General features: G+C 64.0%; 20 protein-coding genes and 1 riboswitch. Of the genes, 3 read left to right on the top strand and 17 right to left on the bottom strand.

Translation table 11 applies throughout. The features are described from left to right. Positions 1-164: 164 nt before the first annotated feature. Complete coding sequence (locus tag VNN55_12075; GenBank protein ID HWO58293.1) at positions 165-1,196, top strand: proline dehydrogenase family protein; 1,032 nt, start codon at positions 165-167, stop codon at positions 1,194-1,196. Between the two features lie 60 nt (positions 1,197-1,256). On the opposite strand, the gene VNN55_12070 is transcribed toward VNN55_12075, so the two are convergent. From VNN55_12070 to VNN55_12020, 11 genes are all read right to left on the bottom strand, one after another. After that, the gene (locus VNN55_12070; protein ID HWO58292.1) at positions 1,257-2,192 is read right to left on the bottom strand and encodes a TerC family protein; all 936 of its coding nucleotides are present in this window, start codon (positions 2,190-2,192) and stop codon (positions 1,257-1,259) included. Between the two features lie 38 nt (positions 2,193-2,230). Continuing rightward, the gene (locus tag VNN55_12065) at positions 2,231-2,701 is read right to left on the bottom strand and encodes a GAF domain-containing protein (GenBank protein ID HWO58291.1); all 471 of its coding nucleotides are present in this window, start codon (positions 2,699-2,701) and stop codon (positions 2,231-2,233) included. Positions 2,702-2,710: 9 nt separating this feature from the next. Beyond that, entirely contained in the window at positions 2,711-3,712 is a 1,002-nt protein-coding gene (locus VNN55_12060; protein HWO58290.1) for a uroporphyrinogen decarboxylase family protein, read from the bottom strand. A 14-nt stretch (positions 3,713-3,726) separates the two neighbouring features. Next, positions 3,727-4,206, bottom strand: a complete 480-nt coding sequence (locus VNN55_12055; GenBank protein HWO58289.1) for a putative metal-dependent hydrolase — start codon at positions 4,204-4,206, stop codon at positions 3,727-3,729. Positions 4,207-4,322: 116 nt separating this feature from the next. After that, a complete protein-coding gene (locus VNN55_12050) occupies positions 4,323-4,754 on the bottom strand; it encodes a GNAT family N-acetyltransferase (protein ID HWO58288.1) in 432 nt (143 codons plus the stop codon). 101 nt (positions 4,755-4,855) lie between these two features. Then, on the bottom strand, positions 4,856-5,629 hold the full coding sequence (locus tag VNN55_12045; protein ID HWO58287.1) for a DUF169 domain-containing protein: 774 nt from the start codon (positions 5,627-5,629) through the stop codon (positions 4,856-4,858). 247 nt (positions 5,630-5,876) lie between these two features. Further along, entirely contained in the window at positions 5,877-6,812 is a 936-nt protein-coding gene (locus tag VNN55_12040) for an MlaD family protein (GenBank protein HWO58286.1), read from the bottom strand. After that, a complete protein-coding gene (locus VNN55_12035) occupies positions 6,812-7,135 on the bottom strand; it encodes a hypothetical protein (protein HWO58285.1) in 324 nt (107 codons plus the stop codon). The genes VNN55_12040 and VNN55_12035 overlap by 1 nt, the downstream gene beginning before the upstream one ends. A 69-nt stretch (positions 7,136-7,204) precedes the next feature. Next, a complete protein-coding gene (arsC, locus tag VNN55_12030) occupies positions 7,205-7,612 on the bottom strand; it encodes an arsenate reductase (thioredoxin) (protein HWO58284.1) in 408 nt (135 codons plus the stop codon). Then, positions 7,609-8,382 carry an ATP-binding cassette domain-containing protein gene (locus VNN55_12025; protein HWO58283.1) on the bottom strand — a complete coding sequence of 258 codons (774 nt, stop codon included), beginning with the start codon at positions 8,380-8,382 and terminating at the stop codon, positions 7,609-7,611. Before VNN55_12025 ends, arsC begins: the two co-directional genes overlap by 4 nt. Before the next feature lie 3 nt (positions 8,383-8,385). Beyond that, positions 8,386-9,162 carry an ABC transporter permease gene (locus VNN55_12020; GenBank protein HWO58282.1) on the bottom strand — a complete coding sequence of 259 codons (777 nt, stop codon included), beginning with the start codon at positions 9,160-9,162 and terminating at the stop codon, positions 8,386-8,388. A gap of 113 nt (positions 9,163-9,275) precedes the next feature. Beyond that, positions 9,276-9,375, top strand: a riboswitch (TPP riboswitch). Positions 9,376-9,499: 124 nt separating this feature from the next. Between VNN55_12020 and VNN55_12015 the strand changes: the two genes are divergently transcribed. Together VNN55_12015 and VNN55_12010 are read left to right on the top strand one after the other, a co-directional pair. Further along, on the top strand, positions 9,500-12,013 hold the full coding sequence (locus VNN55_12015) for a TonB-dependent receptor (GenBank protein HWO58281.1): 2,514 nt from the start codon (positions 9,500-9,502) through the stop codon (positions 12,011-12,013). 51 nt (positions 12,014-12,064) lie between these two features. After that, positions 12,065-13,444, top strand: a complete 1,380-nt coding sequence (locus VNN55_12010) for a sodium:solute symporter family protein (protein ID HWO58280.1) — start codon at positions 12,065-12,067, stop codon at positions 13,442-13,444. A 191-nt stretch (positions 13,445-13,635) separates the two neighbouring features. Here the strand turns inward: VNN55_12010 and mnmA are convergent, their stop codons facing one another. The 6 genes from mnmA to VNN55_11980 form a co-directional block, all read right to left on the bottom strand. Beyond that, positions 13,636-14,781: a tRNA 2-thiouridine(34) synthase MnmA gene (gene mnmA / locus VNN55_12005; GenBank protein ID HWO58279.1), complete on the bottom strand. Its 1,146-nt coding sequence runs from the start codon at positions 14,779-14,781 to the stop codon at positions 13,636-13,638. 20 nt (positions 14,782-14,801) lie between these two features. Continuing rightward, positions 14,802-15,956 carry a cysteine desulfurase family protein gene (locus tag VNN55_12000; GenBank protein ID HWO58278.1) on the bottom strand — a complete coding sequence of 385 codons (1,155 nt, stop codon included), beginning with the start codon at positions 15,954-15,956 and terminating at the stop codon, positions 14,802-14,804. Positions 15,957-15,972: 16 nt separating this feature from the next. After that, complete coding sequence (locus VNN55_11995; protein ID HWO58277.1) at positions 15,973-16,734, bottom strand: gamma-glutamyl-gamma-aminobutyrate hydrolase family protein; 762 nt, start codon at positions 16,732-16,734, stop codon at positions 15,973-15,975. Positions 16,735-16,820: 86 nt separating this feature from the next. Further along, positions 16,821-18,722 carry a BamA/TamA family outer membrane protein gene (locus VNN55_11990; protein ID HWO58276.1) on the bottom strand — a complete coding sequence of 634 codons (1,902 nt, stop codon included), beginning with the start codon at positions 18,720-18,722 and terminating at the stop codon, positions 16,821-16,823. A gap of 5 nt (positions 18,723-18,727) precedes the next feature. Continuing rightward, positions 18,728-22,210: a translocation/assembly module TamB domain-containing protein gene (locus VNN55_11985; protein ID HWO58275.1), complete on the bottom strand. Its 3,483-nt coding sequence runs from the start codon at positions 22,208-22,210 to the stop codon at positions 18,728-18,730. 112 nt (positions 22,211-22,322) lie between these two features. Beyond that, positions 22,323-23,633: a S1C family serine protease gene (locus VNN55_11980; protein HWO58274.1), complete on the bottom strand. Its 1,311-nt coding sequence runs from the start codon at positions 23,631-23,633 to the stop codon at positions 22,323-22,325. Positions 23,634-23,665 lie beyond the last annotated feature (32 nt).

Genomic DNA, 23,665 nt, shown 5'->3' with positions numbered 1-23,665 from the left:
CCCAAGACCAGTACTCCGGCTGACCACCCCCACCGTGAAACGGGGTGTCCCACGCGGACACCCCGTTTGTTTTGACAATCCCGCCCCTGACAATTCAGCGACGCCGGCGCAGTTTGCATTTGATCGTACTGCACGGGGTGGTTAACCTCTCCCCGGAGTCATCTATGAATCTGCGCGAACGTTTCGTCGAGATTTTGCCGCAGCAGGCCCTGCGTATTTTCGCCCGTCCGTATGTGGCCGGCGTCTCCATGGAGGAGGCCCTGGCCAAGGCGCGCGATCTGGCGCACGTGGGCGTGGCGTCCACCATCGACATCCTAGGCGAGGATGTCGCCAATCCCGGCGACATCGAAGTGTACTCGGGAATGTACATCCGGCTCGTCGAGGCGATCACCGCCGACGCGCAGCTCTACGGCCTTCCCGACGCAATGCGGCCATCGATCAGTCTGAAGCCGTCGATGTTCGTGATGGCGCCTAAGGACGAAAACGGGATGATTCGTGACCCGGGCGCGGTGCGCTGGGATGAATGCGAAGCGGCGATCAACCGGGTCCTCGAAGTTTCGGCGGCCGCGAACGTGCGCGCCACAATCGACATGGAGAACCACCAGTGGACCGACGCCACGCTGGCGATCTACAAGCGGGCGTTTGCCCGTTACGGCATGCTGGTCGGCACGGTCCTGCAGTCGCGGCTGCACCGCACCGCCCAGGACATCGAGGAACTGCCCGATGGGTGCCGGATCCGTCTGTGCATCGGAATCTACAATGAGCCGGCGGAGTTCGCCTTGCGCGACGCGCATGAGATGAAGGCGAAGATGATCCCGATGGCCAAACGGCTGCTGGAGAAGAACGTCTTTCTCGAATTTGCCACCCACGATCAGCCGCTGATCGCGCGCTTTGTGCGCGAGGTGATCGTGCCGATGGGCATCGGCCCCGACCGGTTCGAAACCCAGACATTGCTGGGCGTGCCGCGCGATCGCCTGATCGGCCAATTGACATCGGGCAACTACTTCGTCGCCCTCAATGGATCCTCCGCCTCGCTGCGTCGGGGGATCGTGCACCGGATGTATGTCCCCTTTGCCGACCGGTGGGACCAGGCCCTGGCCTACTCGCGCCGCCGTCTGAGGCATTCGCCGAGCCTGTTCTGGACCGGACTGGTCAACGCGCCGCGCGTGATGTACTACTGGCTATTCCGGAAGTAAGCGAGAATTCGCACTGAACGCCGCAGGGCGCGCCATGGCGCGCCCTGTTTATTGCGGATTCTATTCCGTCGGAATCCGGGGCGTGACGGGATGGAGGAAGGAGATGACGATCGACCCGCCGAGCAGCGCGGCGACCACGCCCAGCGAGAGCGCGATCGGAATGTGCACCCAGCCGGAGATCAGCATCTTGACGCCGATGAACAGAAGCACCGCGCCAAGGCCATACTTGAGGTAGAAGAACTTGTCCATGATCCCGGCCAACAGCATGTACAGCGAGCGCAGGCCCAGGATGGCGAAGATGTTTGACGTGTAGATGATGAACGGATCCTTGGTAATCCCGAAGATCGCCGGAATCGAGTCGAGCGCGAAGACCACATCGGTGCTCTCGATCAGCACCAGCACCGCCAGAAGCGGCGTGGCCATCAGCCCGGCGGTGTGCCGGATGAAGAACTTCTGCCCGTGGTAATCGCGGCTGATCGGAATCGCCTTGCGCAGCCACTTGAGGACCGGGTTGTGCTCCGGGTGCACACCCTCGTCTTTTTGCAGGAGCAGCTTGATCGCGGTGATCACCAGGAAGGCGCCGAAGACATACAGTAGCCAGTGGAAGCGATTCAACAGCGCCGCGCCCACGAGAATGAAGACGCCGCGCAGGATGATGGCGCCGAGGATGCCATAAAAGAGCACCCGGTGCTGGTACTGGGTCGGCACCTTGAAGTAGCGAAAGATGACGATAAAGACAAACACGTTGTCGAGACTCAGCGCCAGTTCGACCAGGTAGCCGGTGCTGAACTCCAGCGCCTTGGTGGTCCCCAGATCAAGGTAGACAAAGCCGTTGAAGGCAACCGCCAGCGCCACCCAGAAGCAGACCCAGCCCAGCGCCTCCTTCGGACCGATCGTGTGCGGCTTGCGGTGAAACCACAACAGGTCAAACAACAGAAGCGCCAGAATCAGGCTGAGGAATCCGATCCAGAACGTGGGTCCTTCGGTGCCCAGCATGGGTGATCCTTCTCCGGGAACGGTCGGGGGTCAGCGGCTCAGCGCCGGGCCAGCAGCGGCGCGAGGCGCGCGGCGATCTGCTCAAGCAGGCGCTGATCCTCAGGGCCGAAGGCGGCGGGTTGGTCGGAATCAATATCGATCTCGCCCAGGCAGCGATCGCCCCGCATGATCGGCACGACAATCTCCGAACGGGTCTCCAGCGAGCAGGCGAGGTAGCGCGGGTCGGCGCTCACGTCATCGACGATCACGGTCGCCTTCTGCGAGGCGGCCGCGCCGCAGATGCCCTGGTCCAGCGGTATGCGCGTATGCGGCGAGGGTTTGCCGCGAAACGGCCCCAGCGCCAGTTCGCGGTCGCCGTCCATGAGATAGAAACCAACCCACGTGTAATGCGGGATGCGGTGATGGAGCAGTTCGACGACCGCATCCATCGCCTTGTCGGCCGAGGGCGCCGTGTCGACGATGCGTCCGACGATGCTCAGAATATCATTGGGTTGCGGGCTTTTCGGCACGGTCTCGGCTCACGCTCTGTCCACGGCGGCGCGTACGGCGGCCACGTTGTCCGACGGTGTGGTCACCGGAATGGCGCATCCGGGCCCCACAGCATACGGAATCTCACGGTTCTCATCAAGGAGTCGTCGCACCGCCTGCCGCAATTCCGCGGGCGTGGCCCGTACCAGGTCGGTTTCATGATGGATGCCGCCCAGCACCGGACGGCCGATAAGGGCGTGCCCCTCCGCCAAGGATGGGTTGCCGGGCAGGGCGACATCCCAATTGACCAACGCGGCGTCGAACTCGCGGTATTCGGCGAGATGAATCTGGCGGTCGCAGACGTGCAGGATGTTGAACGCGTCGCCGCCGGATGCCTGCCAGACTTCGCGGTCGTAGGGCAGCGCCCAGCGCCGCAGCTCCTCGACGGACAGCCGTGACGCCGACGCCCACTGCGTGGTGGCGAAGAAGATTCCATCGGCGCCGGCGTTGCGGAACTCCGGCACGAGGCGGACGAAGGTGTCGGTCACCGCGCGCAGGGCCGCGGCGACCAGGTCGGGCGCCTCTCGCAGCGAGCGAACCAGCAGTTCCTCGCTCGGCACCATGTCGCCCAGGATGGAAATCGGGTTGAAGACGGTCATCACCAATGGAAACGGACGCGGGATGGCACGGCGGATGCGGGTGATGGCGCGCAATTGGAAATCAAAACAGGGATGGGTAATGGGGCGCGGCGTGATCTTCAGCCAATCCAGCGGTTGAACGACCGGCCAGCCGATGCGCTCCGGCTTCGTCGCGCGATCGGGGCTGGGACGCATGATCACACCCCAGGGCTCGTATTGATACGAAGCCCGGGGGTTGATTTTCATGAAATCCCAGCCGTAGGTCCGCTGCCAGCCGATCATGGCCTCGACATAGGCATCGAGGTCATCCTCGTCGCGGTAGAAGTGCCGCCAGAGGGAGACCGGCGGACGGTCGGGGGACTCCCCGGCGGCGAGGGCGTCGAGACGGTCCCGCGGATGCCAGCGCGTTGTCATCAGGCGCAATGATGCTACCAACCGCGGGCCGAACGCAAGCCGGTGATCTGGCCACAGTGCTTCTCGCCGTGGCGGCCATAGATGCCGACCAAATCATCCAGCGTGATCGTGCCATGCTCGGGATGATGCGCGGTGCGCCGGAAGGCGGACTCGGGCGCCTGCCGCAGCATGTGCACCATGCGTTCATGCACCCCGCGGATGATGGACAGCGACGGCGCGACCGGCAGTTTCGCGGCATCCTCGAAGCGCGCCCAATCATCCTGATTGTAGGGCTTCAGCGTCGGGTTGTCCTCGGCCAGCACCAGCTTCATGCGGATAATGGCGTTCATGTGCGAATCGGCCAAATGGTGCGCCACCTGGCGCACCGTCCACTTCCCTGGGCCATAAGGGGTGTCCAGTTGCGCATCGTTCAGCCCGCGCACGGCCGCTTCGATCTGGTCGGGCAGTTGACGCATCTTCTCGATGAGTTCCTGGCGTTCGGCGGCAGAAAGCATGCGGTCACCTCGGATCGCACGCGGAGACCCATTTCCCCGCGTGAAAGCATCAAATACGCAGGGAGTTGCCGTTTGGTTGAGGGAATCGGGACGACCGGCGCGATTGTTTCACGCGTTCACAACGGGGACTTCGCCATGAAGTAGTAAGTCTGCCCCGGCGGGTAATCCCGGACTTCGCCAACGACTTTGTATCCGAAGCGCTCGTAGAAGGGCCGCGCCTGAAAACTGAATGTCTCGAGATAGGCGCCGCGGCAGCCGAAGGCGCGCGCCTCCGCATGAGCCATCTCGAGCATCCGCGCCCCGTATCCGTGCCCTCTTCCCTGCTCGGCGATCCAGAGAAAGTCGATATGCGCCCACTGCCCCCAGCAGTTGGCCAGTAGTCCGCCATAGATGACATTGTCCTGGTCGCGCAGGAACAGATTGATCGGCTGCGGCTTGTGGTCGTTCATGCGCAGCATGTTGAATTCGTAGAGGGCGCTTTTCACCAGCGCGATATCGTCGGCGGTGGCATGCGGCTCGTTGACGATGCGGAGTGTGTCGGATGTCATGGTCGTGGCTCGCGGCGAATGTTTAAACGGCGGGGGTCCGCGCGACGAATTGGCCAGCCGAGCGGTGGCACGGGTCTTCAGACCCGTGCGCCCGCGGCCGGTCAGGACTTGTCCCAGAAGTCTTCCAGCTTCCGGTATGACTCAGGAAACTCACCGGTGAAGCGCAGATAGGTCGGGATCGGATAGCGCACGCCGCCCTTTTGGGTGCCTTCGAGCCCCTCGACCAGTTGCATCATCTTCGCCTTCGGCAGCGAGAAGGCCATCTCTTCATCGGTGGTGCCGCCGAAGATGCGGTCGCCATAGCAGGGCAGCACATACTGACACTGGCCGGACTTCATCGCGCCGATGATCAGGTCGGCGCAATCGACCCGTCCGGCGGTCTGCGATGGCATCACCCCGCCGCCCTGGTAGAGCGCACCGGTCACCAGTCGCATTACCTGCGCCGAGTTGCCGTAGATGACCACGACATCCCAGTCGAACTGCGCCTTCGCCAGCGGCGCGCAGACCAGACGATCGTATTCGCCATGCGGAAAGTGCGGGATCGCCGCTTCGGTGCGCGCGCCGGCCTCGGCGCTGGCGGTGTACATGCCGGCGCAGGCGTGGCCTTCGGTCAGATATGGCACCCGCTCCTCGAAGCCAAAGAAGGCCTTGGTGATCGGGCAGGAGATATCATCACGCGCGACCGCCAACGCCCAGCCATATCGTCGCGCCAGCCCGATCACCTGGCAGATGGCGGCCTCGAAGCCCAGATCGGCCTTCGGACGTTTCACCTTCGGCGGCAACGGCTCCCCCGGCTTGAGCATCTTGATCGCCACCGGGAAGGTCGCCGGGCGAATATACTTCTCGATTTCAGCGGCAAAGTCGGCGTTGGTCATGGGTAACCCTTTGGAGAGTTTGAGTGCGATGATTCCTTATGCAAACGAGCATGAACGAGTGAAGTCAGTTCACCTCTCCCGTTGGGGGAGGTCGCGGCGTCCGCAGCGGCGGACGCCGCGGGTGAGGGCACAACACGTGTTCAGTCCGGCACGCCGTGTCCCCTCACCCGATCCGCCTTCGGCGGATCGACCTCTCCCTAGGGGAGAGGTGAACGGTTTGCCTGGCTCCTGCACCACTCAGTGATCTCTAAAACACGCTGAACTTGAAGTACTTTTTCGGGTTGGCCATCATGTCGTCGAGCAGACGCCGGGTGTCGGCGACCACGTCACGCACCTGGACATACAGCATCGAATCTGACGACAGCCGTCCCATGGTCCCCGGCCCGGATTCCCATCGGGCCAGCAGCGAATCGCTGCGAGCGGAGACATCGCGGAGATTAACGTAAAGCGAAGAATCATAGACCAGCCGCGCCAATGTGCCATCGCCGTGCAGGACATCATGCGCCAAGGTGTCGATCGAGCCGGCCGCCCCTTCCATCGCGGCCACCAGCCGGCGCTGGGTGGTGACCAGCTCGCGCATCGCCAGCCGCGAGGCATGCAGAAGCGAGTCGATCTCATCGGATGTCGCGCTGTTAGTGGTGAGCCGCCCGAGCAGCCCTTCGCCGTTTTCGACGCGCGCCAGGGTCGTGTTCAGATGACCGAGGGTGATCTTGACGCTGTCCATCAGCGCCGGAACGCCGGAAAAGACCGAGGTCATGTCGGTGGAGACCGCGGTGGGCAGCGTCGCGCCGGGCTCGACCGGTTTTTCGCCCGGTTTGCCCATGCTCACCGCGATGAACTTATCGCCCATCAACCCCATGGTGCCCACCGAGACCTGCGAGCGCTCAGACAGGCGCGACCAGGCCGCTTCCTTGACATGGAACGCGACATGGATCATGCCAACCCCGTCGCGCTCGACAAATTCAATCTTGGTGACGTTGCCGACTTCGATGCCTCCGAGCCAGACCGGCGAGCCGAAGACCAGGCCGCTGACATCGTTGAAGTAGGCATGCAGTTCGTCGGTCTTTTCAAAGACGGTCATCCCGCTGCCGTTGAACGCGGCCCAGAGCAGCACGGCGAAGGCGAAGAGAATCACCATGCCGACCCGAACCTCGACCCACGGCACCCGTCCGCTGCGTTTCATCACCCCACCGCCTTGCGTCCGCACGACCCCGGCTCACAACCGTGCGTGCAGTTGTTGCCGCGGACATCCCAGACTTCGCCCTTCGCCTCCAGCCACGCCAGCGATTCGGCGTGCAGATCGGAGAGCGCCGGCAGTTCGAGGATCATCTTGTGCATGTCGATTTCCAGCTGGGTGTCATCGGGCATGGGGACCATGTCCATGACCTTCTCCCAGCGGCGATAGAACGACTTGACCTTCTCCAGGTCGCGGGTGCGCAGGACGACGGCGATTTCGCGCACATACTGGATGGCCAAAGCGTCGATGGCGGAACAACAGGAACCCATAGCACTCGCTTTCGTTTCCCCGCCCAATGAAACAACAATTGCAGTCCCGGCGCAACCGCCGGGCGCTCCTCAGAGCGACTCGACCAGCGCGCGCACCCGGGCGCCGATCTCATCGCGCACGCGGCGAAAGACCGCCCGGACCTCCTCCGGCGTTCCCGTGGCCTTCGCCGGATCATCAAACGACCAGTGCAATTGGCGGACGCGTGTTGGGACCACCGGGCAGTGTTCACGGGCGTAATCGCAGACCGTGACGATCAGGTCGGCGGAATCAATCATGGCCGCATCGATGACTTTCGATCGCTGGGCGCTGATGTCGATGCCGATTTCGGCCATCGCCGCGACCGCCTGCGGGTTGAGGCCGTGCGCTTCCAGTCCGGCGGAGTCGACCGCAAAGCGCCCGCCGCCAAAATGGCGGGCAAACCCCTCCGCCATCTGCGAGCGGCAGGAGTTGCCCGTGCAGAGAAAGAGGATGGTCACGCTCCCGCCCTCCCGTCCGACGGCATCGCCTGAACCGAATCGAGGAAGGGCGTGAGGAATTCCCTCACGTGCGGCTGCGACGAACGAACCAGCGCCGCGCCGTCTCCGTCGAAGACCATCACGCCGTTGTGCAGGACGATGAAGTGATTGGTCACCTCGAAGGCGTCGGCAATCTGGTGCGTGACGACAATTGAGGAGACACGCTTGACCCGCTGCAGCTTCAGGATCAATTCGGTGATCGCCTTGGTCGAGATCGGGTCCAATCCAGTGGTGGGCTCATCGTAGAGCATGATGAGCGGATCGACGGCCGCCACCGCGCGCCCGATCGCCACCCGCCTCTGCATCCCGCCGGAGAGGGCATCGGGCAGTTCGTCGATGATCTCCTCCGACAGATTGAGGAAGCGCAGCGTTTCGCGCGCCACCTGCTCGATCTCGGCGATGGATTTGTCGGTGTGCTCCAGCAGGGCGTAGCCGATGTTCTCGCCCACCGTCATCGAATCGAAGAGCGCGCCGCCCTGAAAGACATAGCCGATCTTGGTGCGCAGGGCGCTCCATTCGCCCTCGCCGGCATGGGTCATGTCGCGGCCGTTGATCCAGATCCGTCCGGTCTGCGGATGCACCAGCCCCGCGACCAACTTGAGGATGGTGCTTTTGCCCGAGCCGGAGACACCGAGCATGACGACCGTCTCGCCCGGGGCAACGGTGAAACTCACGTCGCGCAGCACCGGGACGGCGCCATAGGCAAACGACACGTTCTCGAACCGGATCATGCTCTACATCAACCCCTGCAGGCGCGGCACGACCAGGCGGGTGAACAGGAAATTGATCATCAGGATGGTGATTGAGCAGGCGACCACCGAGTCGGTGGTCGAACGGCCTACGCCCTTGGTGCCGCCGGCGGTCGAGAAACCCATGTAGGTCGAAATCGACGCGATGATCATGGCGAACAGGAAGGGTTTGACCAGCCCGATGATGAAATTGCCCAGTGTCAGTTTGTAGATCACGTTCGTCCAATAGGCGGTGCCCGAACTGTGGGCGATGTAGACGGCGATGATGTAGCCGCCGGCGATGGCGACGAAGTCGCAGATGATCGTGAGAATCGGCATCATGATGAACAGCGCCCAGAAGCGCGGCACCGCCAGTTTCTTGATCGGATCGACGCCGAAGGCGACCAGGGCGTCAATCTGCTCGGAGGACTTCATCGATCCCAGTTCGGCGGTGATCCCGGCGGCGACGCGCGCGGCCACCATCAGTCCCGCCAGCACCGGACCAAGTTCGCGGATGATGGCGATCGCCATCACCCGGCCCAAGTAGTTCTTCGAGCCGAAATCCGCCAACTCGATGGAAAACTGCAACGCCATCCCCTGCCCGGCGAAAACGCCGGTCAGTACCACCAGAAACAGCGACCCGACACCCAACAGGTACATCTGCTCAAGCATGTCGGCAAAGTAGAACGGGCGCGAGAACAGCCGGACGAACAGCCGCCCGGAATAGAACGTCAGCCCCTGGACGTCGCCGGCAAAGTGTTTCAGTGGGCCGAGTATGGGCATCAACCGAGTCCTGTGGACCCGGAATATACGCGCTCGCCGGGTCCGCATGGACAGTTTTGGCAAGGATTTGACCCGCTTGCAAACGCCGGGGAAACTGCGTATAGTCGGGTGACCTGAGTTCGTGGGGATGGTCCCCGCTTTCGGGGCCTGAGATCATACCCCTCGAACCTGATCCGGGTAATGCCGGCGTAGGGAAACGGACCAGGTGGATGTCGGGAGAGGACAACCCGGCATCGGATTGATACCGTTTCCGCAAGACCGGAAACGGTTTTGTGCTTTAAGGCCCCGGGAAAGGACTGTGGCCATGGCATGCCGCCTTGGTGCATCTGCCCGGAACATGTTGTTCCTCGTCTGTCTGCTTCTCCCCCTCATGGCCGGTTCCGCCTGGGGCATGTTCGGGCGGATTGTCGATGCGGAAACCGGTCGTCCGGTGGCGGCGGCCACGGTGCGTGTGCCCGGGACCGGCTACACGACCATCACCGACGATGACGGCCACTTTGTGCTGGCCGCTCTGCCACCGGGATCGTTCGAACTGACCGTGACGCACGTCGCCTACCACCCCTTCCGCAAGACGGTCGACGGCATCGACGATCTGGGCGTGATCCGGTTGACGCCGCTGGTCATCGAGGGCCAGGAGATCGTGGTGACCGGCACACGCGCCCGGCGGGGGGAATCGCCGGCGGCCTTCGACAACCTCTCGCGCGAGGAAATCCGCCGCAGCCATTACGCACAGGATGTCCCGATGCTGCTCACTGAATCACCAGGGGTTTACGCCTATTCTGACAACGGCAACGGCATCGGGTACTCGTACCTTTCGATCCGCGGATTCCCTCAGCGGCGCATTTCGGTGCTGGTCAACGGGGTGCCGCTCAACGATCCGGAGTCGCACGAGGTCTACTGGATCGACCTGCCCGACCTGCCGGAAAACACGCAAGACATTCAGGTGCAGCGCGGGGTGGGCACCACCCTCTACGGGGCCAACTCGATCGGCGGCACGGTCAACGTCCTCACCCACTACCTGTCGCCATCGCGCGAGTTGACGGTCCATTCGGGGTTTGGATCATATGACACACGCAAGTTCACCGTCGGGTTCAGTTCGGGGCTCATCGAGGACAAGCATGCGGTCTATGGCCGCTTCTCGCGGATTGTCTCCGACGGCTACCGTGACAACGCCTGGACCGACCTGTGGTCGTATTTCCTGTCGGCGGCGCGCTACGATGAGAAGTGGACCAACCGTCTGAACCTCTTCGGCGGTCCGGAACAAACGCATCTGGCCTATAAGGGCCTGCCGCGCTGGTACCTCAACGGCGACACGTCTTACTACGACAGCCACCCCGAGGTGCAGGACGACTTCCCGCGTCCGACCGGAGATCCGACTGTAGACCGCCGCTTCAATCCATTCACCTGGGACGGCGAGACCGACAACTTCAACCAGCCGCACTACCAGTGGATCAGCGAGTACCGCCCCGATTCGCTCTGGCGGCTGGAGAACACGCTCTACTACATCAAGGGCGAGGGATACTACGATCAACTGCGCGCCGGGGCGGATTTCGGGCAGTACCAGCTCCATCCCTTCCCGCAGCCGGCGCCGGATGGCGACACGACGATGGTCGACGAAGCCGATCAAATCTGGCGGCGGCGCTGGGTGGACAACGACTTCTGGGGATTCATCCCGCGCGTGACCCGCAGTCACGCGCGCGGCGAGCTGACCGCCGGGGTCGAGTTCAGTCGCCTGACCGCCGACCATTGGGCCGAAGTGCAGTCGGTGCGTCCCGCGCCGCCCGATTTCATCCCGGGTCAGCGATACTACGACTACGATGGCCGCAAGACCGTCCTGACGCCGTTTGTGCAGGAGGTGTTCACGCCCGATCCGCGCCTGACCATCACCGGCGCGCTGTCGTATTCGTTCAAACGCTACGAACTGACCGCCAACCGCTTTCCGAATGCCTACGGCCAGCGGGTCGAGCACAGCACCGACTACCATTTTGTCTCGCCGCGGCTCGGATTGACGGTACGTCCCGCCGATGGCTGGACCGCGTTTGCCAGTGTCAGTTACAACGAGCAGGAGCCGACCAACGACGAGGTTTTCGACGCGACGGATTACTACGCCGACGCCCACTCCTTCTTCCGCGACGTGAAAAGCGGCGGCGACGGAGTCCTCACCGGCTCAGACCCGATCATCGATCCGGAGCGGCTGATCAACTACGAGGTCGGGCTGTCGTGGCAGAAACCGCGCTGGCGCGTCGAGGCCAATCTGTACCAGATGCGGTTCCATGACGAGATCGTTTACAACGGCCAGATCAACGATGATGGAGTGCCGATCCGCGCCAATGCCCCCACTTCGATCCATCAGGGGATCGAACTGGCCTGGGCGGTGACGCCGGCGCGGGGGCTCACGCTGGAGGGAAACACGTCGCTGTCGGACAATTACTTCGATCAATTCATTGAGTATGTCCCCGACTGGGCCAATTGGGGCGAGGTCCTGCCGATCGACACGGTTGATCGCGGCGGCAACACGATCGCCGGCTTTCCGAACCGGCTGGCCAACCTGCGGCTCACCTACGAGCATCGCTACGCGAGCATCTCCGGTCATCTGTTCCATGCCGGGGAGCTCTACATCGACAACTCAAACGAGCGGGAAAAACGCATCGCCCCCTACACCGTGTTCAACCTGCGCGGCGTGGTGAAACTGGAGGAGGCAATCGGCTGGGCGGGCGTCGACCTGTTTGCGCAGATCAACAATCTGTTCGACGAGGAGTACGAGACCGGCGGTTATGTGGATGAGGAGGGGCCGTTGTTCATTCCAGCCGCCAAGCGCAATGTGTATGTTGGACTGCGGGCACGCCTGTGAGCGACCGGCCCGCCATGCCGCAGACCGCGTCCATCGGGAACTGACTGGCTCATGCTGCGACTTCATCCGCTCGACGGCGCGCTGATCATTGCGTTTTTCATCCTGCAGGCGTACCTGGGATTCGGGCGCGCGCACAGGACGCGCCGCGGGGACGCCACCGACTATCTGATCGGCGGACGGACATTGACGCTGCCGGCGTTTGTGGCCTCGCTGGTGTCGACCTGGTACGGCGGCATTCTCGGCGTCGGCGAGTATTCCTACCTGTACGGTGTCTCCAACTGGCTCGTATTCGGCCTTCCCTACTATCTCTGGGCGCTGGTGTTCGCGCTGTTTCTGGCGCGCAAGGCGCGGCGCACGCACTTCATCTCGCTGCCCGACCATCTCGGGCAGGCGTATGGACGCGGCCCCGGACTCTTGGGGGCCGCAGTCGTCTTCATCATGACCGTGCCGGCGGCCTATGTCCTGATGCTGGGCGATTTCGGACGGTTGCTGCTGGGCTGGCCGTTGTGGGCGGGCGCGGCCGTCGGGGCCGGGCTGTCAATTATGTACCTCTTCATCGGCGGGTTCCGTTCGGCAATCCGTGCCGACCTCCTGCAGTTTGTCTGCATGTTCGGGGGGTTTGCGCTCATCCTGCCGTTTGCGATCGGCGAATATGGCGGCTGGAGTTTCCTCAAGGCCAATCTGCCGGCGGCGCACCTGACCGCCAGCGGCGGCAATTCCTGGTGGTACATCATCTCCTGGTACTTCATCGCCACCGCGACACTGGTCGAACCGGCGTTCTACCAGCGCTGCTACGCCGCCCGCAATGAGACAACCGCAACCCGCGGCATTTATTGGTCGATCGGTTTCTGGATTCTTTTTGACTTCATGACCACGACCACCGGCCTGTATGTGCGGGCGGCGTTGCCGATGCTGGAAAATCCCACGATGTCCTATCCGGCGCTGGCGGCGCAGGTGCTGCCACCCGGCGTGCTGGGACTCTTTTTCGTTGGGCTGATCGCGACTGTGATATCGACAGTTGATTCCTATATGTTTCTCGCGGCGGTGGCGCTGGGGCGCGATGTGATGTCGCGGTTGCGGGCCATGACCGATCAGGCGGTGCAGACCTCGACGCGCTGGGCGCTTCTGGTGTCGGCCCTGCTCGCGGTGGCATTGGCGCTGGGAACCCAATCAGTGATTGGCATCTGGAAGAATCTCGGCTCGATTGGTGTGCCGATGCTGCTTTTGCCGGTGCTCTCCACGTTTCGCGAGCAGCGCTTCCATTTTTCGCAAAGTTTCGTTGTGGTCTGGATGGCCATCCCCGGCGCAGCATCCCTCGCCTGGGTAACGATCCACTGGCTGACCGGCGCCTACCCGCTCGGTCTCGAGCCCATCTTCCCGGGCCTGTTCGCCTCCATCATCATAGCCCTCGTTGGCATCAAACGCATGTAGTGGCGTATTGCACACGCCTCTCCGCATGCCCAGCAGTATCTCACCCCGTCATCCCAAGGCCATCATCCCGCGGCAACGCCGCGCGATGATGGCCTTGGAATCTTTGTTTGTCCGGCCTCGCGCCAACCACGCAGCAAGTCCACGTTGCCGCGATGGCACAGGCGCTGTGATGATGACAGAAGGCGACGCCGTCAACGCCGCGGCACAAACTCAATCACGCCGCCGCCGAGCAGGCGCTCGTTGGCGGGATCGTAGATGACCGCCGACTGGCCGGGCGTCATGGCTCGTTGTGGGTCACGAAAGGTGATCGTCAGCGACCGCCCCTGCGGGGCCACCTGCGCCGCCGCGGCTTCATGGCGGTAGCGAATCTGCACCATCGCCTCGAACGGTTCGGTCGGCGCCGGACCGAGCCAGTTGACCGCCGACACTTCGCAGGTGCGCCGCCACAAATCGGCATCATCGCCGAGCACCACCGACGCCGACGCGGGATCGATATCGGTCACATACTGGCGCTTGCCCAGCGCGACACCCAGCCCGCGCCGCTGGCCGATGGTCAGCGATTCAAACCCCGGATGCTGCCCGACCACATTGCCGTGCTTGTCGACAAACGGGCCCGGGGTGTTGCCCACGCCGTCGCGCTGGGCGCGCTCGGCGAGAAACCGCGGCAAGTCATCGTCGGCGACAAAACAGATGTCGCGGCTCTCCGGCTTTTCGGCGTTGCCGAGGCCATGCGCCGCCGCCAATCCGCGCACCTGCGGCTTGACCAACGGGCCCAGCGGGAAAATGGTGCGGGCGAAATAGGACCGCGGCACACCCCAGAGGAAGTAAGTCTGGTCGCGCGACGCGTCCAGGCCGCGCCGCAGGATCACCGCATCGCCCTCCTGCGCCAGACGCGCATAATGCCCGGTGGCGATCGCCTCGCAGCCGATGGCCTGCGCCTTCTTCCATAGGGCCGCCCACTTGATTTCGATATTGCAGACCACACACGGGTTCGGCGTGCGCGCCCGTCGATACTCGTCGACGAAGTACCGTATCACCGTGTCTTCAAACGCGTCGGTCAGGTTGAGCGTGTAGTGCGGCACACCCAGCCGCGCGCAGACGGCGCGGGCATCCATGAACGCCTCGAGCGTGCAGCAGGCGCCGTCCTTGCGCGTGTCGCCCCCGACCGCGTCGTAGTCCCAGAGTTTCATTGTGATGCCGACCACGTCGCAGCCGGCCTCTTTCAGGAGCACTGCGGCCACCGAGGAATCCACACCGCCCGACATCGCCACCGCGACGCGCCGGCCGCGCCAGCGGGAATCGATCAGCGCCTCGTTCATCTCAGGGGCAAGTGTCATGGACACGGTCCGGGGATCGGTCAGGCATGCGCCGGAGACAGCGCGCGCAACCGCGCGACTTCCTCGGCGGCGGCGGCGGCGATCAGCGCGGGGTCGTCGGGCTTACTGTCGCGTCCAAAGGAGAACCGGATGGCGCCGAGGGCATAATGCCGGGGGGCGGCCATGGCCCGGAGCACATGCGACGGCTCATGCGCGCCGGAGTGGCAGGCCGAGCCGGTCGAAACACAGATGCCGCGCAGATCAAGCGCGATCGCCAGCGACTCGCCCTCGACCCCGCCGAAGCCGACCGCGACGGTGTTCGGCAGACGGCGCTCCGGGTCGCCGAAGATCATGATGTCCTCGATCTTCTGGCTGATCAACTTGCGGAACTCATCGGCGAGTTTGCCGACACGGCGGATCTCCTGCGGCTCCTCGGCGGCAATTTGCATGGCCAGCGCGGTGCCGACCGCGCCGGGGACATTCTCGGTGCCGGGACGACGTCCCTGTTCCTGCCCGCCGCCGAAGAGGATCGGCGCCAGACGTGTCCCCTGCCGGACATAGAGGATGCCCACACCTTTCGGGCCATAGAACTTATGCGACGACAGCGAGAGCAAGTCCACACCGAGCTCATTCACATTCACCGGAATCTTGCCATAGGCCTGCACCGCGTCGGTGTGGAAGACAACACCGCGCGCGCGGGCGATTTGTGCCAGATCGGCGATCGGGTGGACGGTGCCGACTTCATTGTTGGCCAGCATCACCGAGGCGATCTGCGTGTCGGGACGCAACGTCCGCGCGAACTCCGCAGGATCGATTCGGCCCAGCGAGTCGACAGGCACGATGGTCGTTTCGAAGCCATGCGCCTGCGCCCAGCCGGCGGTGGCGGTGATCGCCGGATGCTCGGAGGCGACGGTCACAAAGTGCTTGCCGCGGGCCTCGGTTGACAGGAGCGAGCCCAGGATGGCGAGGTTGTCCGCTTCACTGCCGGAGGCGGTGAAGACAATCTCCGAGGGCTTGGCGCCCAGGAGCGCGGCGATCCGCGCGCGCGCCTCATCGAGGCGCACCCGCGCCGCCTGACCCATACGGTGCGACGAAGAGGGATTGGCGAAGTGCTCAACAGCGACTTCCTGCATCGCCGCGGCCACGCGCGGATCGGTCCGGGTGGTGCTATTGTGATCGCAGAAGATGGTTCGCATAGACTACCAAGATACGTTACAATTGCCGCTTCCGATATGCCGCGGCCGCCTCGACAAATGAACGGAAGAGCCGTTGAGTCGTTGCATCCTCCGCGCGCACTTCCGGATGCCATTGCACGCCAACGACAAACCGCTCGCCCGGCTGTTCGACCGCCTCGATGATGCCATCTTCGGGAGAATGCGCCACCGCCACCAGATCGCGTCCGGGCGTCTTGACCGCCTGATGGTGACTGGTCGCGCCCTGGAGGCGGCGCGCGCCAAGAAGTTGTTCCAGACGGCAGCCGGGCGTCACTTCGACCTCGTGCGTTTGCACAAACATCCCGGTGCCGCCGCGGGAATGATCGCGCGGCGCGCCATCGAGTTGCTTGTCCAAATCCTGATACAACGTGCCGCCGCGCGCGACATTCAGCACCTGAACCCCGCGGCAGACGCCCAGGATCGGCAGGCCGAGTTCATCGGCGACGGCCACCGCCGCCAGCTCGACACGGTCGCGCTCGGCGTAGACTTCGACATTGCCGACCTCGTCGCGCTCACCGTAGTGCACCGGATCGACGTCCTCCCCGCCGGTAAGAAACAGGCCATCGACCCGGCGCAGGACTTCCCGCACCGCATCGGGGTCCATCTCGTTGGACAGAAAAACCGGCACGCCGCCGGCGCGCGTGATCGCGGCCCCATAGGAATTCGGCAGCCATTCATAAGCATAGGGCGTCGGCGAGGTCCGCTTCGCATCGAAGGGGCGTCCCCGCATGGTCAGGCAGATAACAGGCGCTGTGGTCATGAGTGATCCTTCCGCCGGGCGGATACGGAGACAGTACGCTGGCGGCATGGCGGTTGTTGTCGCCGCGGCAAAAATAGTTTCACGCGTCAGAACGCGAACAGAATCGACAGGTGGACGCGGTCGGACGGAGCGTATTTTGGATGCACCGCGCGGCGGGCATAGTCCAGCCGCAAGGGGCCCACCGGCGCGATGTACTGGATCCCGACTCCCAGCGAGACCAGCATGTCGCCGACGCTGGCATCACGGAAGCGCGCAAAGTTGTTTCCCGCGTCCAGGAAGATCGAGAACCAAAACTTCGAACTCATCGGCGTGCGCATCTCCAGGTTGGCCAGCATCACCACCTGCCCGCCGATCGGAACGCCGGTCGAGTCCTTGGGGCCGACGGTGTTTTCGGCGTAGCCGCGAATCGAGCTGGCGCCGCCCAGATAGAAGCGGTCGCTGGTGGGCACAAAGTCCCCCTCCGAGTGCGGCTTGATCCAGGCCAGACGCACACGGCTGGCAAAGACGGTGGGGGCGCTGATGGTCTGATAGCGCGACCAGGAAGCGTCAATCTTGTAGAAATCCTCGGCGCCGCCGAGGATGCCGCCGACGTATTCGGCATCCAGACGGGTGCGGGCGCCGCTGGTCGGCACAAAGAGGTTGGGCCGGCTGTCGCGTTCGATCGCCGCGCGCCAGCGCCGGCGCACGCTGATGCCCTGCTCCTCGAGATAATCTTCGATGCGGTCCGCGGGGATGTCGTAGATTTTGACCCGCTCATAGACCAGAGAGGACCACCAGCGCATCTTGCGCCCGATGCGGCGGGTCACGTTCAGTTCGCCCTCCATGCGCTCAATCCGGTACTCCTGCACCGAAGAGTGCACACCGGGCTCGTAGGCCAGCGTCAGCGTGGTCGGCAAACGCACCCCAAAGGGCCAGGGCTCGGTGTACTTGGCGGCGAAGCGGTGGTGCAGCACTTCCCAGTCGGTGACCACAACGAAACCGGAGCGCGCGGTCAACGACCACTGGCGCCCGGTCCCCCGCCAATTGCGCGAGCCCCATTCAAAGGCATAGTCCCAAGTCAGATCGCGGTTGGGATCCTGCCCCGCGCCGGTGCGGAAGCCGATGAACGATGGCTTGCGTTCGACCACGCGCATCTGAAAATCGGTGAACTGCGAGTCGGGAGATCGCAGCGAGTCGGTCGCCACCGGATCGAGATGGACAAAGGTGAAAAGCCCCGTGGCGTAGACATCCTGCTGACGCCAGGCGAGCCGCCGTTGCGAGTACATCTCGCCGGGTTGCCAGTAGGCCTCCCGACGGATGTATGCATCCCGGGTGATTTTGGCGCCGGAAATCGTCAATTCGCCGAGATAGACGGCGGGACCGCTTTTCAGGTCGATGACGACATCCAACGTGTCATCGCCGCGTCGGGCGACATCGAGAGCCACCGCGGCTTTGGGGTGGCCGTGGTCGGCGCAAAGCGCGCGCACGCGCGCGGCGGTGTATTCCAGAAACAGCGAGTCGGCCGGGGCGCCGCGGGGCAGGTCGCGCAGGTACGCCCGCGCACGCGCCGCCAGCGTCGTGTCATCGCCGCGCAGCGACACATGGCCCCAGTGATAGCGGCGGTTTTCGGTGATGAAGACCGTGACCACGGCGCGCTGGTCATCGGGATCGGGCGCGGCACTGATGGCGGCCGTCGCGTCCCAGTACCCCGCCTGCCGGTAAGCGCGGCGGATCGCCGCTTCGTCGCGTTCCTCCGCGCCGGTCAGAAGCAGCGGACGGTTGCGCAGCCCCAGCTTATGCAGGAATCCGGGCGTGCGGATCTGCATGAACGACCGGATGTCCTTGTCGGAGTAAGCCGTGTTGCCGTCAATATCGATGCGGGCCACCGGCGGACGCCGCCGGCGCCACTGGCGCAGATCATCCTGGATGTCATCGGCGCGCGCGTTCGCCGCCGGCCAAACGCCCAGCAGCGCCAACGCCGCCACGGCCATCGCCCCTGCGCGTCGCATTCGGTTCAATATTCCCAGTTGAAGTGCAGGTTCAGACGGTACAGGTTGTTCTTGTCACGGTTGCCTTCGAAAAACATGTGCCGATTCAGACGGTACTCAAAACCGACTTCCTGCCCGGCTCCGGCGTCGATCGGGCTGGTGCCGTAGAGATAAAGCTGCGGCGTGAAGTACCGCCCGACGGTGATGGACGCATCGAAGGGATTGTCGCCCGAGTTGATTTCCAGCGTCTCCAGCCCCAGTTTGCGCGCCGCCACGCGCTGCACTTCGGAGAACACCAGCCCGGTCGCCGCGAACTTGAGACGGTCGGCCAGCGGGTCGGAAACCGCCAGGGAATCACCGCCGCCGACCGCGGTGGTGTTGGCCGCCAGCAGGAGCAGGACATCCTGCTCGGAATAAGGCGCCTCAGGCTGGATGAGCGGCTCGGAGGCGCGTCCGGAAACATGCAGATTCAGATCGACCACCGGACTGGACGACGTCTCGGTGCGAGCCGCCACCCGCGGCTGCTGGATGCGGAAACCGACGTCGATGTCCAGTTGCGGATCGGCCTTCAGCGGGTCATCGAAAGTCAGCGTGCCGCGCTTGATCCGTCCGGTCTTGTCGAACAGGTAAATCTTGCCGCGGACGAATTCGGCGGTGCCGATGTAACTGGGGACCCCGCGGTCGCGCATCAGGCGCAGGTTGGCCGACAATTCCGCCTCGACCTGATCGTTGCGCAGGACATACCCGCCCTGCGGAAGCTCGATTGCGATGTCCCAGTCCCAGAGTGTGGTGTCGAAGACCGGACGCGCCTCGGTCTCCGTGAAGGGCTCGCGATCCTCGATGCGTCTGGGGCGGGCGGTCCCGGTCACTTTGGGCGGGGTCGCGCCGCGCACGGCGAGGTCAAAGTCGCTGAGCACGAAGAAGTCCTTGAACTCCATCCGCGCCGGGACCCCGCGTCCGGTCACAGCCAGATCGTAGTCGAACGACTTGACCGACTCGATGCGCACGGTGCCCTTGACGTCGACAGTCCCCGACAACTCGCGGTCGCGCATGACCGCGGTCACCTTGCGCACCACGACCGTGTCCTGCCGCAGGGCGACATCGATGAAGACATCCTCGAGCGGATTGAGGATTTCGATGGCCTTGATGGTGCCGCGCGCCAGCGTGGCCTCGCCCGAGAAGCGCGGCGCGAGCGGTGTGCCGGTCACGGCGGCGCGGATGGCGAAGTCGCCCCGCACCGACTCGATGGTCTGCGGCAGAAAGCGATTGATGGGGTCAAGATTGTCGCCGGCCACATGGAGCCGTCCCGCGAACGGCGCCGTATTGAGCACCCGTTGTTCGACCTTCTCGAACCGCAGGTCCAGCGGGAAGGTGCCCGCGGCCTCGGCCTGGAAGTAGCGGTTCTCCAACTGGGCCGACTCCACGGTCAACACCCGGTCGCGGTAGGAGACATTCCCCTCCAGTGCGCCGAGCTCCTCCCCCTCGAAGGTCAACTCGCTGACGTCGCCGGCCATCTCGATCTGCGGTGACTTAAAGGTGCCGTTGAGCTGGCCGCGCGCGGCGATGATGCCATCCAGTTGCCAGTTCGGAAAGAACCGGTTCCAGACCCGCTCGATGCGAAAGCGATCCAGCTCGAAATCCAGCGCCATCGAGTTGTCGAAGTTCATTCGCCCGGAGGCGCTGAAGATCCCCAGCGGCCCCTCGAACTGAAACTGGTTGAAGCGGAAGCCGGCCGAATCGATCACCATGCGGACATCGTTCGAGGCCGAATAGGTCTGGTTCTCCCAGCGCAGGGTCAGCGGGTAAAGGTCCAGCGGGATGGTATCCGCCGACCAATCCAGCGTGCCGGAGCCCTCGATATCAACCAGCGGCGAATACCAGCGCGCCCACTCGATATCGATGCGCCGTCCGGCCAGCGTGGCATGCAAGTCGATGGAGTCGGTCTCGATGCCCCAGGTCGAAGCCCGACCCCAGCGGGCATCCACCTGCCCGCCCGGATTGGAGAGGAAATGCGGGACAAAGAAACGCGCCTCGAACTGATCGGTGCGCAGATCGAACAGGCGCAGCGAATCCGAGTTGATGAAGGCAGCCAGGTCGGGGTCGCTGGTCAGACCGGAGAGATAGGCGTATCCGTCGGCGCGCCCGGCCAGCGAGTCGACAAACACCATGCGATCAAAGGGCCTCAAATCATCGACGTTGATGGCGGCAAACAAATCGACCGAGTCGGCGAAAGCCATCGTGCCGCCGCCAACCAGCGAGGCGCCGTTGATCATGACGGCGAAGTCCTCGCCAACCAGGAGCGAATCAACCGTCGCGCCCAACGATCCATCCGCCGATTGGAAGTAGATGGAATCGATATGCCCCGGACCCAGTCGAACGTCGGCGCGAATGCGCAAATCCGCGTCGGTGGTGCCGACCGCGTTGATGTCGACCTGACCGGACAGCAGGGTGGGCAGCGTGCCCCTGGCAAAGCGATTCAGGTCGAATCGCTCCACACGACCGCGGAACTCCCAGCGCTCCGGCTTGACCGACCAGACAAACCGCGCCCGGCCATCGAAACGCGCCCCGCAGACCACGCCGTGCACCGAGTCGCCGGTCACGCCGCTGGAATCGGCCACGAAGCGCAGGCGCAGGCCATCAAGCTCGTACCCTTCGAATGTGCCGGTCAGCTCCAGCGCGCCGGACACGCTCTTGCGTTTGGTGTCCGCGCTCACGTTGCCGGCGACGGCCAGCACGCCTTCGAGGCCGAGGTTTGTCGACTGCGTCAACTCCTCGAGATCCAGGCGCGCCGAGCGAATCTGCAGATTGTTCAGGGTGCCCACGAGGACGAACGAGGATTTGCCGGTGGCCACCGACAACGAATCAAACCGCCAGGCGCCTTCGCCGGAGGAGATCAGTCCTTCGAAGGTCACCGGACCGACCCAGGTGGTCCATGCCGACGACGGCGCAATCGCGACTGTCCACCGGCCGCCGGCGGCGTGGAAGGAAGCATCGACCCGCACCGAATCGGCCAGCGGCTCGGGTTCGCCGATGCGGTAGATGATGCCGTCGCGCAGACTCAGCGACTCGACCGACAGCTCCAGCGCGCCCTCCAGCCGGGCGCGTTCGGCGACCTCGGTTTTCGCCTTGCGGAAAATCGACTCAATCGAGTCGCGCGGCACCTGGAGACGCAGTCGCTCAATCGCCACCGAACGGATGCGGCGCTGATCGGGCAACAGGTCGCGCAGGTCATAATCGACGGTGATCCGTCCCACCTGTGCCAACGTGTCGACAACCTCGGCCCGACGGGTTGTCAGCATCAGATCGGTGAAGACGACGCCGGAGTAGAGATCACCGGACATGTCGCCGACCGATAGCGTCAGTTGCGTCGAGGCGCCCAGCGCCTGATTGATCTGCGTTTCCAGCTGATGCTTAAGCCAGGATGACTGGGTCAGCCAGACATAGACTCCGACCGCCAGCGCCAACACAAACGCCACAAACCACAGCGGTATGGTGATAAGCTTGCGCATGACAGCCGCATCACCTGTCACGCCTGGGGGGACGGAGTGACGGCCTCACAATATCGTCAATTACCGCCGACGGCAACAGAGACCGATATGGGGGGACAACCGGTTGTCCGGGCTACGGTTGACGGCGCAGCGCGTCGATTTCACGCAGCAGCGAGTCCACGACGCTTTCCAGCAAGCGCACCCGCGCTTCCAGATCGTCGGTGGCCGGCCGCGGCGGCACTGCCGAGGTCGGCACGGCGCCGAGACTGGCGGTCATCGCGCCAGGATCGGGCACTGGTTCTTCCGTAATGAGAGGAATCGGCCGCGGCGCGGTCACCGGCGTCACATCAATAGGCGAGGTCAAATCGGGCAATTCGGCGCGCGCCGCTTCGAGTGTGACTTTAAGCGGACGCCCGTCACGCAAAAGCCCAAACGTCAGCCGCTCGCCCGGTTGCGATTGCACAATGACCTGACGGAAGCGACGGACCGACTCCACCGTCTCGGAGCCGACCGTGCGAATGATGTCGCCGGTCGCAATCCCATAGCGCTCGGCCGGCGAGCCGCCCACAACGCCAATGACCAATACACCCTGCTTGGTCTTGTAGTGCTCCGCCTGCCAGCCGGTCAGGTCCTCGACATAGACGCCCACATACGCCGGCGCACCGCCGGTTTCGGTCACGTTGCGGGCCAGCCGCAACACGGTGCCAATCGGCAACGCCAGCGACACCGCCGAGGTCGGCAATTCGAGCCGACGGGGCGAGTAAGAGGTTTTGCCCGTGCCCCCGGGCACATCGAGGTAGTATGATTCGGAAATCTTCGCTTTGATCAACCCGACGACCCGTCCGCGCGTGTCGACGATAGCGCCGCCGGAACTGCCGGGCGAGACGCCCACCGACAGCTGAATGGTGCCGTCGGGACGGAACCCATTCACTTCTCCCCAGGCCAGCCCGCCGGAGAATCCATAGGAGTTGCCGATCGCCGCTACAAATGAGCCCACATCAAGATCGGCGGCATCGCCAAAGGACGCCGGCTGGAGGCCGGCGGCGTCAATCTGCAACACGGCGATGTCGCCGCTGATGCCCAAAAGCGAGGCCGGGAAGATGCGTTCATCGAACGTTTCGACCCAGTGCTCGTCGGCGTTCTCCACCACCCGCGCACTGGTAAGAATGCGTCCAAGCGTGTCCATGATCACGCCGGAGCCGATCGACAACGCGCTCGGTCCGGGGTGCGACGGCGTTCCGGAGTTCTTGCAGGCCGAGCGGATGGTCACCACCGACGGCGCCGCCGCATCGACCAGGCCGCGCACCTCCGCCTCGAGCGCGACAAGCAGGCTGCCCGGACGCGGACTGGTCTGCGCGCCGACCGATGGGGCGACCGCCCAACCCGCGCAGAATACCGCCACGGCGAGCGCACACGCCTTATGGATCATCTGGGGCTTCGTCATCGACTTAATCTCACGCAAGGATCGATGGGCAG

This window comes from bacterium (genome assembly GCA_035559435.1).
In the GTDB taxonomy this organism is placed as follows: Bacteria; Zixibacteria; MSB-5A5; order WJJR01; family WJJR01; genus JACQFV01.
The sequence above is the reverse complement of the archived record's forward strand: the minus strand, read 5'-3'. Positions and strand labels throughout refer to the sequence as shown.

Coding starts and splice junctions, on each gene's coding strand:
- VNN55_12075 (HWO58293.1), top strand. CDS start 165: ATGAATCTGCGCGAACGTTTCGTCGAGATTTTGCCGCAGCAGGCCCTG.
- VNN55_12070 (HWO58292.1), bottom strand. CDS start 2,192: ATGCTGGGCACCGAAGGACCCACGTTCTGGATCGGATTCCTCAGCCTG.
- VNN55_12060 (HWO58290.1), bottom strand. CDS start 3,712: ATGACAACGCGCTGGCATCCGCGGGACCGTCTCGACGCCCTCGCCGCC.
- VNN55_12055 (HWO58289.1), bottom strand. CDS start 4,206: ATGCTTTCTGCCGCCGAACGCCAGGAACTCATCGAGAAGATGCGTCAA.
- VNN55_12050 (HWO58288.1), bottom strand. CDS start 4,754: ATGACATCCGACACACTCCGCATCGTCAACGAGCCGCATGCCACCGCC.
- VNN55_12045 (HWO58287.1), bottom strand. CDS start 5,629: ATGACCAACGCCGACTTTGCCGCTGAAATCGAGAAGTATATTCGCCCG.
- VNN55_12040 (HWO58286.1), bottom strand. CDS start 6,812: ATGAAACGCAGCGGACGGGTGCCGTGGGTCGAGGTTCGGGTCGGCATG.
- VNN55_12035 (HWO58285.1), bottom strand. CDS start 7,135: ATGGGTTCCTGTTGTTCCGCCATCGACGCTTTGGCCATCCAGTATGTG.
- VNN55_12025 (HWO58283.1), bottom strand. CDS start 8,382: ATGATCCGGTTCGAGAACGTGTCGTTTGCCTATGGCGCCGTCCCGGTG.
- VNN55_12020 (HWO58282.1), bottom strand. CDS start 9,162: ATGCCCATACTCGGCCCACTGAAACACTTTGCCGGCGACGTCCAGGGG.
- VNN55_12015 (HWO58281.1), top strand. CDS start 9,500: ATGTTGTTCCTCGTCTGTCTGCTTCTCCCCCTCATGGCCGGTTCCGCC.
- VNN55_12010 (HWO58280.1), top strand. CDS start 12,065: ATGCTGCGACTTCATCCGCTCGACGGCGCGCTGATCATTGCGTTTTTC.
- mnmA (HWO58279.1), bottom strand. CDS start 14,781: ATGACACTTGCCCCTGAGATGAACGAGGCGCTGATCGATTCCCGCTGG.
- VNN55_12000 (HWO58278.1), bottom strand. CDS start 15,956: ATGCGAACCATCTTCTGCGATCACAATAGCACCACCCGGACCGATCCG.
- VNN55_11995 (HWO58277.1), bottom strand. CDS start 16,734: ATGACCACAGCGCCTGTTATCTGCCTGACCATGCGGGGACGCCCCTTC.
- VNN55_11990 (HWO58276.1), bottom strand. CDS start 18,722: ATGCGACGCGCAGGGGCGATGGCCGTGGCGGCGTTGGCGCTGCTGGGC.
- VNN55_11985 (HWO58275.1), bottom strand. CDS start 22,210: ATGCGCAAGCTTATCACCATACCGCTGTGGTTTGTGGCGTTTGTGTTG.
- VNN55_11980 (HWO58274.1), bottom strand. CDS start 23,633: ATGACGAAGCCCCAGATGATCCATAAGGCGTGTGCGCTCGCCGTGGCG.